Origin of the sequence: Bacillus sp. DJP31 (genome assembly GCF_049310945.1) — a bacterium.
Lineage (GTDB): Bacteria > Bacillota > Bacilli > Bacillales > SA4 > Bacillus_BS.
Map to the genome: position 1 here is coordinate 154286 of NZ_JBMERO010000003.1, position 13518 is coordinate 167803.

At 37.2% G+C, this 13518-nt stretch carries 16 protein-coding genes; 15 read left to right on the top strand and 1 reads right to left on the bottom strand.

The window, feature by feature from the left end; genetic code table 11:
* Nucleotides 1-5 precede the first annotated feature (5 nt).
* The 12 genes from cbiB to ACOI1C_RS04855 all read left to right on the top strand — a co-directional run bounded on the left by cbiB (nt 6) and on the right by ACOI1C_RS04855 (nt 9210).
* Nucleotides 6-989, top strand: coding sequence for an adenosylcobinamide-phosphate synthase CbiB (gene cbiB, locus ACOI1C_RS04800; protein ID WP_422508773.1), 984 nt, complete (start codon nt 6-8; stop codon nt 987-989).
* Nucleotides 946-2028: a pyridoxal phosphate-dependent aminotransferase gene (locus tag ACOI1C_RS04805; protein ID WP_422508524.1), complete on the top strand. Its 1083-nt coding sequence runs from the start codon at nt 946-948 to the stop codon at nt 2026-2028. Before cbiB ends, ACOI1C_RS04805 begins: the two co-directional genes overlap by 44 nt.
* Complete coding sequence (locus ACOI1C_RS04810) at nt 2022-2558, top strand: bifunctional adenosylcobinamide kinase/adenosylcobinamide-phosphate guanylyltransferase (RefSeq protein WP_422508526.1); 537 nt, start codon at nt 2022-2024, stop codon at nt 2556-2558. Before ACOI1C_RS04805 ends, ACOI1C_RS04810 begins: the two co-directional genes overlap by 7 nt.
* Complete coding sequence (locus ACOI1C_RS04815) at nt 2540-3346, top strand: adenosylcobinamide-GDP ribazoletransferase (RefSeq protein ID WP_422508528.1); 807 nt, start codon at nt 2540-2542, stop codon at nt 3344-3346. Before ACOI1C_RS04810 ends, ACOI1C_RS04815 begins: the two co-directional genes overlap by 19 nt.
* On the top strand, nt 3304-3939 hold the full coding sequence (locus tag ACOI1C_RS04820; protein WP_422508529.1) for a histidine phosphatase family protein: 636 nt from the start codon (nt 3304-3306) through the stop codon (nt 3937-3939). Before ACOI1C_RS04815 ends, ACOI1C_RS04820 begins: the two co-directional genes overlap by 43 nt.
* Complete coding sequence (locus ACOI1C_RS04825; protein WP_422508531.1) at nt 3891-4322, top strand: bifunctional adenosylcobinamide kinase/adenosylcobinamide-phosphate guanylyltransferase; 432 nt, start codon at nt 3891-3893, stop codon at nt 4320-4322. The genes ACOI1C_RS04820 and ACOI1C_RS04825 overlap by 49 nt, the downstream gene beginning before the upstream one ends.
* Nucleotides 4322-4906: a cob(I)yrinic acid a,c-diamide adenosyltransferase gene (locus ACOI1C_RS04830; protein ID WP_422508533.1), complete on the top strand. Its 585-nt coding sequence runs from the start codon at nt 4322-4324 to the stop codon at nt 4904-4906. Before ACOI1C_RS04825 ends, ACOI1C_RS04830 begins: the two co-directional genes overlap by 1 nt.
* Nucleotides 4899-5384 (top strand): ECF transporter S component, encoded by a 486-nt coding sequence (locus tag ACOI1C_RS04835; RefSeq protein WP_422508535.1) that lies wholly within the window; start codon nt 4899-4901, stop codon nt 5382-5384. The genes ACOI1C_RS04830 and ACOI1C_RS04835 overlap by 8 nt, the downstream gene beginning before the upstream one ends.
* Nucleotides 5377-6090 (top strand): ATPase, encoded by a 714-nt coding sequence (locus ACOI1C_RS04840; protein WP_422508537.1) that lies wholly within the window; start codon nt 5377-5379, stop codon nt 6088-6090. The genes ACOI1C_RS04835 and ACOI1C_RS04840 overlap by 8 nt, the downstream gene beginning before the upstream one ends.
* A gap of 176 nt (nt 6091-6266) precedes the next feature.
* Entirely contained in the window at nt 6267-6818 is a 552-nt protein-coding gene (sigX, locus tag ACOI1C_RS04845) for an RNA polymerase sigma factor SigX (RefSeq protein ID WP_422508538.1), read from the top strand.
* Nucleotides 6793-8025, top strand: coding sequence for a hypothetical protein (locus tag ACOI1C_RS04850; protein ID WP_422508540.1), 1233 nt, complete (start codon nt 6793-6795; stop codon nt 8023-8025). Before sigX ends, ACOI1C_RS04850 begins: the two co-directional genes overlap by 26 nt.
* A gap of 84 nt (nt 8026-8109) precedes the next feature.
* Nucleotides 8110-9210, top strand: a complete 1101-nt coding sequence (locus tag ACOI1C_RS04855; RefSeq protein WP_422508542.1) for a LysM peptidoglycan-binding domain-containing protein — start codon at nt 8110-8112, stop codon at nt 9208-9210.
* A gap of 630 nt (nt 9211-9840) precedes the next feature.
* Here ACOI1C_RS04855 and ACOI1C_RS04860 read toward each other — a convergent pair.
* A complete protein-coding gene (locus ACOI1C_RS04860; RefSeq protein ID WP_422508544.1) occupies nt 9841-10089 on the bottom strand; it encodes a ferredoxin in 249 nt (82 codons plus the stop codon).
* A 284-nt stretch (nt 10090-10373) separates the two neighbouring features.
* On the opposite strand from ACOI1C_RS04860, the gene ACOI1C_RS04865 reads away from it, so the two are divergent.
* From ACOI1C_RS04865 to ACOI1C_RS04875, 3 genes are read left to right on the top strand one after another with little or no spacing between them, the layout of a single operon-like run.
* Nucleotides 10374-11423, top strand: coding sequence for a helix-turn-helix domain-containing protein (locus ACOI1C_RS04865; protein WP_422508546.1), 1050 nt, complete (start codon nt 10374-10376; stop codon nt 11421-11423).
* On the top strand, nt 11413-12933 hold the full coding sequence (locus tag ACOI1C_RS04870; RefSeq protein WP_422508548.1) for a RecQ family ATP-dependent DNA helicase: 1521 nt from the start codon (nt 11413-11415) through the stop codon (nt 12931-12933). Before ACOI1C_RS04865 ends, ACOI1C_RS04870 begins: the two co-directional genes overlap by 11 nt.
* Nucleotides 12930-13514, top strand: a complete 585-nt coding sequence (locus ACOI1C_RS04875; RefSeq protein ID WP_422508550.1) for a CPBP family intramembrane glutamic endopeptidase — start codon at nt 12930-12932, stop codon at nt 13512-13514. The genes ACOI1C_RS04870 and ACOI1C_RS04875 overlap by 4 nt, the downstream gene beginning before the upstream one ends.
* Nucleotides 13515-13518 lie beyond the last annotated feature (4 nt).

Here is a 13518-nt window from a genome sequence, read left to right on the forward strand (position 1 = left end):
TGATGATTGCTCATCTGACAGCTGTATTACTGGCTATAGGTATAGATAAGCTTCTTGGTGATCCCCAATGGCTTCCTCACCCTGTTAGAGGTATGGGGTGGATGATAAGCAAACTAGATAGAATTTTGAACAAAGGCTCACAAAAGGTGCTTAAGGGAACATGTACTGCGTTTATCGTTACACTTGTTCCGTTTATGATGGCAATTTTACTCACCCATTACTCCTATCAATTTCATATCGTGGCAGGCATTATTGTTGAGGCTTTTCTTATTTTTACAACAATTGCTCAAAATAGCTTAGCCAAAGCGGCTATGGATGTTTACCTGCCATTAAAAGACGGAGAAGTTGAAACAGCAAGGAAAAAGCTAAGTTGGATTGTTGGGAGAGATACTGAGAACCTTGACGAGGGAGAAATTGTCCGTGGAGTTGTCGAAACCGTTGCGGAAAATACGAGTGATGGGATTACGGCACCTATTTTTTATGCCGTGATCGGTGGCGCCCCTTTAGCTATATTTTACCGGTCAGTCAACACATTAGATTCCATGCTTGGATATAAAAATGAAAAATATTTGTTATTTGGAAGAGCTTCAGCGAAATGGGATGATTGGATGAACTTAATACCAAGCCGGTTAACAGGTTTATGTATGATACTTGGGAGTCTTCATGTTTCAGCACTTCCAATAAGAAAGGCATTTAGAGTTCTTTTTAGGGATTCTAGAAACCATCCAAGTCCAAATAGTGGCTGGGGGGAAGCAGCAATGGCTGCCTTATTAGGGGTTCAGCTTGGTGGAATGAATACATATATTGGGCTAGTTTCCAATCGGCCTAAAATGGGTGTCTCTATCCGATTGTTGCAACAAGAGCACATTCTTACTTCTATATCGATTATGAATCGAACGGTTTATCTGTTTCTTATTTTGTCTGCTATCTTTGGGGGTGTTCTATATGTTTTATCCATCACATGGGGCAAATCCTTTATATACTTTTGAAAAATTTAAGGTTCAAATGCCTGGAAGTATCAATGATTTTAGTGTAAACGTAAATCCATTTGAAGCTCCTTACACTATTTCAAGCTACTCTGATCAGTTTGAAGAATGGATTTCTCACTATCCGGATCCTAACATAACTCAACTTAATAAAGTGATCTGTTCTACAAATGCTATTACAAGGGATCATCTGTTTATCGGTAACGGTGCATCACAATGTATTTTCCTATTAGCACAGTACTTTCGTGGGAAGACGGTTGGGATTATCCAGCCGACCTTTGTTGAATATAAAGAAGCTTCTATATTATTCGGATGCACTATAAAAGAGTTAGTATTGACAAGGGATGACGATTGGATTGTTCGTACTGAACAAATACGTGCATTTTTAGAAGAAGTCGATGTAGTGTTTATTTGTAACCCTAATAACCCTACTGGAATCGTGTTAAACTTAGACACGATGAAAGAAATTATACAATGGGCTAAAGAAGCCGACACCTACCTTATTGTTGATGAGGCTTTTTATGATTTTAGTTCCGTTCCTTGTTCTGTCGCGCATTTAGCCCAAACAAATCAACATCTGATCGTTTTACGTTCTCTAACCAAGATGTATAAATTAGCGGGAATTCGTCTCGGGTATGTTGTGGCCTCACCCTTAATCATTAAGGAGATTTCTAGATTTTCTCCACCGTGGAGTGTGAATCGTTTCGCACAAGAATTAGCAATTGATGTCTTGTCGATTCCACAATATCCAGCAAGCATTATGAAGAATATTCAACAAGAACGAGATAGAATTAGCCAAGAACTGAGGTCATTAGGCTTCTATGTTTCTAACTCAAGTGTTAATTTTTATTTGCTCTGTGACCCTACTAACCCTGAAAAGATCGATTTACTCATTCAGTATCTTTTATTAAAAGGAATAGTTCCTAGGCATACTTATAATTTCAGAGGCTTGGACGGGAAATACATACGTTTAGCTGTAAAGGATCATGAGTCCAATAATCTATTACTTCAGCATTTAAAGGGATGGAAAGAATCATGCTAATTTTTGTTTCCGGTGGAGCGAGAAGTGGGAAAAGTACATTTGCAGAGCATTTGGTAGAGAGTAACTCTAAAAGTGGAAAACTTCATTATATCGCTACAAGTCGTCTAACAGATTTTGAAATGAAAACAAGAATTTCACACCATCAGAAAAGTAGAGGGAATCAATGGATAACATGGGAACAACCTTCAGACCTTCACAAACTAAAGGACCATTTCACAGACAAGGATACGGTTTTACTTGATTGCTTAACCATATTAACAGCTAATGAGCTTTTTCAAGATAATCAACTTCAAGATAAAGTTACGACTCATAAAAAAATAGTACATGGCGTAAAGAAGCTTCTGCATGTAAAACTACTAGTCATCGTTTCAAATGATCTATTCTCGAATGGTGTTCCAAGAGATAAAGGCACTTTCACTTACATGAAGCTTTTAGGAGATCTTCATCAAGAGATTGTATACATGTCAGATCTTGCTTACCAAGTTACACATGGAATTCCAAAAGAGATGAAATGGAAACTCCTTTGTTAAAAGAAATGAAAAGTGGTCTCTTACTTTGTATTCAATTCTTTACTATTATCCCTTATAAGAAAGAAATACCATGGGAAAAAAAGACGATTCAATGGTGCTTGCTCACATTTCCATTAATTGGACTAATCATTGGAGTTATAGGTTGGATTCAGCTTTGGAGCTTGACTACCATCACACCTCTCAGTTCTCTATTTGTTTCATTCTGGATTCTTTTTTATTTTGTAGCTATTTCGGGAGGTCTTCATTTAGACGGTTGGATGGATTGTAGTGATGCCTATTTTTCGTATCGCGATCAAGATAAGCGACTAGAGATTATGGAAGATCCGAGAGTGGGATCCTTTGCTGTTTTTTCGGTGCTGTTTTTATTGGGGTTTCGGTTTCTATTTATCTATGAATTAATCCAGCTAAATCGTGCCCTTACCTTTTCAGCCGTATTACTCATACCTGTTCTTTCAAGAGGTATGGTTGTTTTTATGTTAATAAAGGGAAAGCTTGCAAAAGACACAGGCTTAGCAGCGGCTTTTCAAAAGGGAGTTTCTTCACATCTATTTAAGGTATCAGCACTTATTACTCTTGTAATCGCTGCTAGTATAGGATTCTTCCTACACCAAATAGGGGTTACGATACTCCTATTAGTAGCTTCCATCCTTTTTCTGATTGGATTCTATTCTTTCTGTAAAAAACAGTTCGGTGGAATGAATGGAGACACGCTTGGAGCTCTTTTAGAAGGAGGAGAAACTTTTTTATGGTTCGTACTGTGGCTATTACTTTACTTCGTCACGGCTTAACAGAGGATAACCAAGAGAAAAGATTCATTGGATGGAGTGATTCCGACCTTTGTGTAGAAGGAAGGGAACAGCTTCATCTATTTAAAAGCCATAGCTTAGAACCCGATTATATCATCTGCAGTGACTTAAAAAGATGCGCTGAATCACGTGAAATCTTATTTGGTCATAATCAAAAGATCCCGATTGAGTACGCTACCAATTGGAGAGAAAATAATTTTGGAGACTGGGAAAGAAAGACACACCAGGAACTGATGGGGGACGTCAACTATCAAAGCTGGCTACAAGATTGGAAAACTACCCAGATACCAAACGGAGAGGATTATTCAACCTTTAGTGACAGAGTATTACTTGGCTGGCAACATGCTACAAGGCTATTTTTAGCTGATACGGTCAATCAAATAGTCATTATAACTCATGGCGGTCCGATTCGAAAAATACTATCAGATTATGCTCCTTTAAAAAGAGAATTCTGGGAATGGGAGGTTGTTCACGGAACAGGCTTCACATTAGAAACCACAACAGAACATCTAAGGAGGAATGAACGGTGTATCTCGTTACTGGAGGTGCCTTTCAAGGTAAACAAAAATGGGTAAAACAGCTACTTTTGGATACTAAAGGAAATCATTTATGGATAGATGGTTATAGGCAGCAAGATTATTCTGTTGAGCAGTTTGAAATGGCGGATATTGTAGTCATTGAGGGTATGGAAGACTTAATTCGTGAACAATTGGATCGGTATTCAAGAGAGTATTGGAATCATATGCTGGTATTGTGGCGCAACTGGGAAAAACAAAATGAGACGAATAAACTAATTATTATCGGTTGTGAGATAGGCTTAGGCGTAGTTCCTATGAACAAAGAAGATCGTTTATGGCGAGATGTAGTTGGTTGGGTATATCAGGACATTGCTGGCAAATCAGACATAGTTGTAAGAGTCTGGTGTGGACTAGCAGAAACCTTAAAGGAGGAAAAATAATGAAGATCTATACAAGAACAGGTGACAAGGGTCAAACGAGTATAATAGGAGGTCGAGTGGAGAAGGATGATATTCGAGTACATGCTTATGGCACGATTGATGAGCTCAATTCGTTTGTAGGTCAAGCCATGACACAGCTCTCTCCAAAAGTTTTCTCTGATGTTTTAGCAGAACTTGAAAAAATACAGCATGAATTATTTGATTGTGGTGGAGATTTATCAACCGTAGCAGGAAAATATCCCTACAAAGTAACAAACGATATGGTCACATTCCTTGAAGAACGAATTGATGCTTACATCGCTGAGGCACCTGAACTTGAAAGGTTTATCCTACCTGGGGGAACACCTGCTTCCTCAACCATTCATATTGCCCGAACGATTACAAGAAGAGCAGAACGTCATATTGTTTCATTAGCGAAAGAAGTAAGCGTAAATGAAATCGCTCTACAATATGTAAACCGTTTATCTGACTATTTCTTTGCCCTAGCACGTGTCGTAAATGTTAGACAAGGAGTAAAGGATGTTGAATATGAAAGAAGCGCAATTGTCTTTCGAGGTGGGAAAAGAAAAGAGAAAGATGAGTAAGACAAGAATTTATGCTTATTTAGTGATGTTTCTCTCACTATCTGTTGTGGGAGCTGGAATCAAAATACCGCTCGGAATCTCTAGTCTTGCCTTGGATAGTGCTCCAGCATTGCTTGCAGCCATTATTTTAGGACCCATATATGGAGCAATAGTAGGAGGATTAGGGCACCTACTGTCAGCGTTCTTTGGTGGATTACCACTTGGACCGTTTCATGCACTAATAGCAGTAGAAATGGCAGGAATACTCTATTTATTTGGATTATTATTCAAATTTTGTAAACCGATCTTTAGCTTAGGATTCTTTATCATCTGTAATTCTGCTCTAGCTCCAATCCCATTTTATTTTTTGATAAGTCCTGCTTTTTATTGGCCGTTGGTTCTCTCATTATTACTTAGCTCGTTATGTAACGTAGGAATAGCTGTTTTCATACATACGCCATTGCAAAACTTTTTAAAAAAGAGTGCACATTATGCGTGATGTTCTGTTTTATCTATTAGATGAAAAGACAGAGCTCGTCATAACCACAGATAGTTCAGGTGGGATAGGATTAAAGGATGGAGATCTTGTAAAGGCTCCGGATGAAATAGTGGGTTACTACACAGCTAGAGTAGCACTTATGGAAAATTTAAGTGTTGGTGGGGATCCATTTGCGCTTATCATTCAAAATTTCACAGGTGATTCTGCTTGGACATCCTATAAACAGGGAGTAGATAGAGCCGTAAACGAACTAAATTTACCACCACTACCATTAATAGGAAGTAGTGAGTCGAATTTTTCTTTGCATCAATCTGGGTTTGGTCTTACCGTGTTAGGTAGAACAGAAAAGAAGAGAATTTATACTCCAGATTCTGCGGGGTTTGCTGTGATTGGTGTACCATTAGTAGGGGAAGAAGTTCTTACCCGAAAAGACCTAGTGCTTCCACTGTCGCTTTTCCATGAATTGCTTTCTGTAAATGGGATCTATGAAATCGTGCCGATTGGTTCAAAGGGTATTTATCAAGAATGGAAGTTATTATGTGATCGGAATCAACTCCTATGGACAACGGATATAGTAAGCGACACTCTTAATTTAATTCAATCATCTGGGCCTGCTACCTCTGTTCTAATAAGCTATAATCTCCCAATGGAAGAATCGATTAAGAAAGTTACAGGCTCGCATTTCCATAAGATTAGACAAAGTTAAAAAGGGGGATTGGCCTCCTTTTTTTTTTGGTTAAAGACCTTTTTCACATATAGAAAATTTTTATAGAAACAACAACCAAGTAGATGCTACAATAAATTTGGATGAAGAAATTAGTGGATAAATGTAACTTTTTTTAGATACATAACGACTACATTAATGTACGGGGAGGGCAAGGTATGAACGCCGTGTTTCAAGAACTCTATGAAAAGTATCACCAGGACTTATTTCAGTTTCTTTTTTATATGGTGAGAAATCGAGAACAAGCAGAAGACTTAGTTCAAGAAGTATATATAAAAGTCCTAAAATCATACGAACGCTTTGAAGGGAAGAGTAGTGAAAAAACTTGGCTGTTCTCAATTGCAAGACATGTGGCAATCGACCATTTTCGTAAGCAAAAGGGTTGGAAACAGAGACTACTAGAAACGTTTGATTGGAACACTCAGCAAGTTAAAGATCACCATCCCATACCTGAAGAAGTTGCCCTACAAAACGATGAGATAAAACTTATGTATCAATGCTTGGATCAAGTCTCGGTTGACCAGCGAGCCGTCATTATTTTAAGATATATGCAATCACTATCTATTGCTGAAACGGCAGAGGCGTTAGATTGGACCGAAAGTAAAGTAAAAACAACACAACATAGAGCGTTAAAAAACTTGAAAAATATTATGGAGCAATCAATGGTAAAGGAGGGAAGTACAGTTGAAAAAATCAGAGTGGAGCGATAAGCGACTTGAAGAGTTACTTCAACATTTACCTACTGTCAAAGATAGACAAGATCCAGACGAACTGTTTCAAAAAATAAGTTCTCGAATGCAAAATGAACAAATTAGTGACACGAAGAAAAAGACATGGATCCTCCCAAGCATTGCAGCTGTTGCGGCCTTGCTCCTATTTATTATAATTAGTCCTTCTTTCCTGAACTTGTCGGGTGGGGGTGGAACATATCAGGAAAGTGCTTTTGACACATCAAGTAGTGATATGAAAAAAGACTTTGCATCTTCTGCAGCAGAAGAGGAACGTGCTGGAGAGTTTAAAGATAGCGCAGAATCACAAAATACACAAGAAAGTACTGAAGAAAATTCGATGTTTCTCATGGATATGGCTAACACCAGCAATATGGTGGCAGTAGTTGGAGAGGGTCAGACATTAGTAACCATTGGTATTCCAGATACAGATGCTTCGAACGTTGTTCCATTAAGTATAGTATCCAACGACATGACAAAAACAAAGATAGAATTACTAGAAGATATAATTCGAAATCTTAATGAAGGTGATTTAGGCTTATATTCTAATAAGTTAGAAGGACTTGTGTTCGAAGAAGTGGATAGTAAAAAAGTTATGATTACTATACCTTCAAATTACACGACCGGGAGTACAAGTGCTCAAATTGGATCTTTCACGAATTCTTTTATAGAAACCTTTAGATGGATGGGTTATACAGAGGTAGAATTTCAAACACCTGAAGGAGAACAAGTCTTTATAGACCCGATTGGCCTTTTTGGACCATTTCAATTATCTACACAAATGAAACTAGGCTACTATACCTATACTACTCAAAATGGTAAGACCTATTTAGTTCCATCGAAAGAACCAAGTGAAAGCTTTGAAGAAGCTTTATTGAAAATGCAAGAACGTATGACTGAATATGGTTTAGAACCCTCAGTTCCTATTGAAATTGAATATATAAATTACAATGGTCCTAGTGTTACTGTCACCTTCGCGAAAAAAGAGGCTATTGATCAGAATGATCCGAAGTATCGATTAATGATCGAAGCCATTTTATTAACGGCCAAAGAATTCGGTTACACCACTGTCACATTTATTAACACTCCAGAACAAATTGGAGGAATTGTTTTAATAGAAAATGGGAAACCTAAACTGGTAGATGTTCCTGTTGCTCCAAACCCGATTGAATTACCAACTAATAACTAGAGGCTTTTTGCCTCTATTTTTTTGGTCTACTTTTCTGCCCGTCCTCATAAAGTAATAAAGATTAAATTCCTGAGGAGGACAAACATGCTAGATTTATCGAAACGTCTCTTAATTGTATTGATCATGGGCTTTTGTATTGCATGCATGTTTCTTAGTGTGAAAATAGTGAATGCAGAAGAGAATTCTTCTACTATAGAGGTTGATGCAGAAGTAATCGTTTGGCCGGCAAATGGTGAACCATTGGAAAAGGAAACGGCAAGTATTGCTTATTATTATTTAGCAAATTATGAACTAACTTCAGGGTATGGTACTAGAAAAGATCCTTTCAGTGGTCATAGTAAGATTCATCATGGAATTGATCTGAGCAAAGCTGGATACACAGATATGGGTGATCCTATACTGGTAATCAAGGACGGAATCGTAGTGGAGTTAGAGAAGAATAATGGAGGTGCAGGGTACACGGTTAAGATTCAGCATTCTGATCATACTTTATCTAGATATGCTCACTTAATGAGGGGATCAACAGACACCTTAATGATTGGCCAAAATGTAATGGCTGGTGATGTAATCGGGAAACTCGGGAACACAGGACGAAGTACTGGACCTCATCTACATTTAGAAATGACCGATGAAAGTGGCAATCTTATAGATGGTTACGCAGAACTACATAGAATGGCAGAGCCTGTTGATATGGCAATTAAAGCACAGGTAGAAATGGATGAAAAGAAGAATGAGATACAAATTGCTGCGTTGGAGGAAATGTTTGAGGAACAGGATCTATCAAACTGGAACGTCTCAAATAAATCCGAACAACAATTAGCTAGTTCTGTTATCGTTTCTTCCAGTAAGGTTGAAAGCAAGATAGACTCAAGCGAACAAACAGACATCCAGAGAAATAGTATGGTTGTAGAAGTGAAGAAGAACATGACTCTTTGGGGTCTGTCACAGGAGTTTGGTGTATCCATTCAATCCATAAAAGATTGGAATGGGCTCACATCAGATACTATCGACATAGGTCAAAAGCTAAAGTTGAAAACAGATTCTGAGAAGATCTACATTGTAAATAGTGGAGATACCTTACCCGAAATTGCAAATGAGATCGGTGTTTCAATTGAGATTATAAAAGATCTCAATAATTTATCAGAATCTACTGTATTCCCAAATCAAGTACTACGAGTAAAATAAGGGTAATTTCTCATACACTAGGATTTGTTTGGAGTAGAGGTGAACTTTTGTACTCTTAAATTGAAATATATTCAATTCATTGGTAATTTATGTATTTAATTTTAGGGAATGAAGTTTTTTTGATTTGCAGTAGCAACTGAATATCTGGATAACTACCTCTTCAACTATCTAGAGGATGGACTTATTGAAAAACGTAGCATTTAAAAATCGGGCAAAACAAATGCTTCTTTTTAGTTTGTCAATAATCAGATTATAGGAAAGATGAAATGTTAATAAGTGTACATAGATGAACCTAGTTGGAACCTAAAAGGTGGTATTTCTTCTAATTGGTATAAAAAGATACTAATAGAGGATGTTCAAAAATTCCGGCAAAAATAGCTTCGAATTTCTTGTCAGCTCGTCTTTCCGCTCCTCACGTATACAAAACATACGTGCAGGAAGCTCAAGACTTCGCTTCCTTGAACTTCTTTGCTCTTTTTGTCCTCCTTTTTGAACAGGCTCTAATATAAAACTTTTGACTACATTAGTCAGTGTCTTGTGGATTACACACATAAAACAAAAAAGGGAATGATTTAAAAATCATTCCCTTTAGCAGTGCCCTCAATATCTCGAAGTATTTTTAATCCAATACTATTCGAACTTTAGTGCATCTCCGTCAAATGGCTCATCCGCAACTTTGATGGAGTCCGTTGGACAGCCTTCGAAAGCGTCGATCATATCTTCTTCAAGTACATCTGGAATTTCAACAATTCCTTGGTTATCGTCAAGTGTTACAAATGCAATACCTTCATCATCATAGTCGTAGATGTCTGGTGCTGCTGCTCCACATGCTCCACACGCGATACAAGTTTCTTTGTCAACGATTGTATACTTTGCCATAATAAAAAACCTCCTGAATGATATTACACAAATAGTCTATGCTAGAATACCGCTTTTTGGTGACCCACCTTTATTGTATGGTTACATTTTTAGATGGAAATGCATTCCTCATTCATTATTGTAAAACTGTTTGGCCAACTTTTCAACTATAAAATCATTGAGAATGCTTATCACATAAGGGTTTAGCTTATATTTGCACACTAGCCACCTTATTATAAACTAGACCACTTTCTTTTAAAAACTGTTAAAATAGAAGTAAGAACTTAGGAAAGGGATCTTTACCTATGAAATATCTTATACTCGTTACTTTATATGGATTAAACAAAATAAAAGCTGAAAGAAGTATTTACTCTCTATATCACCTGTTTAAAGGGAAGCGATCCTCGCAAACCATTCAAGATGCAAAACTTTTTCAGTTGTCCCATTTGTTTGGAGTTGTGCCAACTTTGGAAAGGAAAGACATAGAGCGGGCCATTATTAGATTGTGTTCTCAAGATGATATTCAATCTAGTGGAGAGAATATGTATGTATTAACAGTTAAGGGTGAGAAAAGTCTAGCCCAATTCCATTTTCCAGGATCTTTAAATGGCTGGAAATACGCAAATTCGACACCTGTTTTTTGGGACAGGCTCTCGTTAACCACTCAATGTTTGTCAAATGTGATACGTTATGAAACACGGTTTATCCCAATAAATAGGGATCCTAAAACTTTAAACTGGGTTAAGAACTTTTTAAAAAAGCAACCTACTAGTCGAGATGAAATCGGAGAGCTTTTACACCGAGAACTACTGGCTGCTCTAAAGCTTGTTGATGAGAGACAAGCTACCATTCTCGTGCAAAAATTAACGAGCTATCAACGTGTTGGCCTTACAAACGAACAAATTGCCGATCACTTAGCAATGGATCCATTAGAGGTTAGAGTATGCTTCTTATCTACACTCCATCACTTATTGTCACTACTAGAGGAGAGTCAACAAGAATATCCTCTTTTAGGCCAACTAGCTTATCAACAGGACCATCAAAGTGTTTTGACACTCTCTACACAGAAAACGTATGAACTACTGAAAGATGGAATGTCGATCATCGAGATAGCTGAAAACAGATCATTAAAGAAAAACACAATTGAAGACCACATTGTGGAAATTGCCTTAATTGATGATCATTTTGATGTGTCTCCATTTGTTCATATAGATTTATTTAGATCAATTAGTGAGTGTATAAAAAGGGAAAATACAAACCAATTAAAGCTAATTAAACAAAGTTTACTTGTCCCGGCAAGTTATTTTGAAATTAGACTCGTTTTAGCAAAAGTAGGTGTTCCTTATGCAACTTGAACAAATATTGTATGAAAAATTTGGTTTTTCAACGTTTAGAGAGGGACAAAGAGAGATAATTTCTGACATTGTCCTTGGAAAGAATGTTGTAGCCATGCTTCCAACGGGTGCAGGTAAATCATTGTGCTATCTTCTGCCAGGTTACCTTAAAGAAGGCACAGTTATTATCGTTTCTCCTTTATTATCATTAATGGAGGATCAGGTTCAACAGCTACAAATAATGGGCGAAAAAAGAGTGGTCGCTATTAACAGCTTTCTATCATTTGAGGAGAAGCGTTCGACCTTCGATACCCTACATCAATATAAATTCATTTTTGTCTCTCCAGAAATGCTTCAAAGCACCCATCTAATCAATAAACTCCGCAAAATCAACATTTCATTATTTGTAGTGGACGAGGCCCATTGTATTTCGCAATGGGGGCATGAGTTTAGAACTGATTATTTAAAGCTAAGTGGCATTATTAAACAATTTAAAAATCCGCCATGTTTAGCATTAACGGCAACAGCAACTGAGAAGGTGATCAAGGATATTGTCGCATCTCTTCATGTAGAAGAAGTTAAATATCACCTCTATTCCATTGATCGTCCAAACATATCAATAAATGTTGAAAAGACTGCGACTATTAACGATAAAAAGAATCAGCTTTTGCAATGGGTCCAAAGACTTGAAGGGCCAGGGATGATTTATTTTTCAAGTAGAAAATGGGCAGAAAGCATTTGTTCATTTTTAAAATCTGAAGGTATAGGTAGTGTGGCTTACTATCACGGAGGAATGGAATCGGAGCAACGAATGCTTATCCAACAACAATTTTTGGCTAATCAATTACAAATTATCTGTTGTACAAATGCTTTTGGGATGGGGGTCAATAAACCGAATGTCAGATATGTCATTCACTTCCATCTACCATCCCAAATGGAATCGTACATTCAGGAAATTGGAAGAGCAGGACGAGACGGGAAAAACAGTCTTGGGATCCTCCTTTATTCTCCAACTGATCAAGAATTACCTGAAGCCTTAATCCAACAGGAGTTTCCATCAAAGGATGAGTTAGAGCATTTACTTACCTTACTCAAGGATGGTTTTCAAGAAGACCAACTTATAAACGAGGAATGGCTTCTCTCCCATTCAACAATCAATGACACAATGTGGCGATTTATTAAGTATCAGTTGGAAATACGAGGAATGATACAACAAGATCGGTTACTAACGAACCTGAATGTTGCCGAAACTCAAAAAGAAATCTCCTTTTTTATCCAAGAGAGATTAGCCTATAAGCATGGGAAGCTAGATGAGATGAAAAGGTGGATTCACTCTCCAACTTGTAGAAGGTCAGCTTATCTCACTATCTTTAATGAGCAGCTAGTTCACCCAGTAAAACAATGCTGCGACATCTGTTTGGTTGATTACAGTTTATTCGAAAAAACAAATGAAACCTTACAAGACAATGTTCTTACCAATTGGGAACAAGAATTACATGCCATTTTCCTAAAAGAGAGTGGAAAACCATGAAAGATCAGTCTGAACTAATTAAGCAAATGACAGATCGAGAGGTTTTATTTCATCTATATTTAACTCAGCTCTCTTTGTTACTGATTGCCTCTATACTTGGTTTTTTCTTATTTGATATCCGTAGCTTTATGGATATTTGGGATCTCAACGTAGTAGAAATCGTGAGTTATGGTGGAATGATGGGAATTGCCGTTATTGTCGTTGACCTATGGCTAATGAAGGTGTTGCCTAAACATTATTTTGATGATGGTGGAATTAATGAACGAGTATTTCAGAAGCGTTCCATTCTACATATCTTTTTTTTAAGCTTGCTTATTGCTGTTACTGAGGAATGGTTGTTTCGTGGAGTCATTCAAACTCATTATGGAATTTACTTTGCAAGTATTGTATTTACCTTATTGCACGTACGCTATTTGAAAAAATGGGTATTATTTATCATCGTCATGACCCTTAGTTTTTTGTTAGGATGGCTTTATGAAAGTACACAAAATCTATACGTAACCATTTTTGCACACTTCCTCATTGATTTTATATTTGGGGTTAAAATACGGATAGAGTATAAGCAAAAGAGGATGAGGTGAAAAG

Coding starts and splice junctions, on each gene's coding strand:
- ACOI1C_RS04840 (WP_422508537.1), top strand. CDS start 5,377: ATGCGTGATGTTCTGTTTTATCTATTAGATGAAAAGACAGAGCTCGTC.
- ACOI1C_RS04805 (WP_422508524.1), top strand. CDS start 946: ATGTTTTATCCATCACATGGGGCAAATCCTTTATATACTTTTGAAAAA.
- ACOI1C_RS04820 (WP_422508529.1), top strand. CDS start 3,304: ATGGTTCGTACTGTGGCTATTACTTTACTTCGTCACGGCTTAACAGAG.
- ACOI1C_RS04860 (WP_422508544.1), bottom strand. CDS start 10,089: ATGGCAAAGTATACAATCGTTGACAAAGAAACTTGTATCGCGTGTGGA.
- ACOI1C_RS04835 (WP_422508535.1), top strand. CDS start 4,899: ATGAGTAAGACAAGAATTTATGCTTATTTAGTGATGTTTCTCTCACTA.
- ACOI1C_RS04810 (WP_422508526.1), top strand. CDS start 2,022: ATGCTAATTTTTGTTTCCGGTGGAGCGAGAAGTGGGAAAAGTACATTT.
- ACOI1C_RS04815 (WP_422508528.1), top strand. CDS start 2,540: ATGGAAACTCCTTTGTTAAAAGAAATGAAAAGTGGTCTCTTACTTTGT.
- sigX (WP_422508538.1), top strand. CDS start 6,267: ATGAACGCCGTGTTTCAAGAACTCTATGAAAAGTATCACCAGGACTTA.
- ACOI1C_RS04875 (WP_422508550.1), top strand. CDS start 12,930: ATGAAAGATCAGTCTGAACTAATTAAGCAAATGACAGATCGAGAGGTT.
- ACOI1C_RS04865 (WP_422508546.1), top strand. CDS start 10,374: ATGAAATATCTTATACTCGTTACTTTATATGGATTAAACAAAATAAAA.
- ACOI1C_RS04830 (WP_422508533.1), top strand. CDS start 4,322: ATGAAGATCTATACAAGAACAGGTGACAAGGGTCAAACGAGTATAATA.
- ACOI1C_RS04870 (WP_422508548.1), top strand. CDS start 11,413: ATGCAACTTGAACAAATATTGTATGAAAAATTTGGTTTTTCAACGTTT.
- ACOI1C_RS04855 (WP_422508542.1), top strand. CDS start 8,110: ATGCTAGATTTATCGAAACGTCTCTTAATTGTATTGATCATGGGCTTT.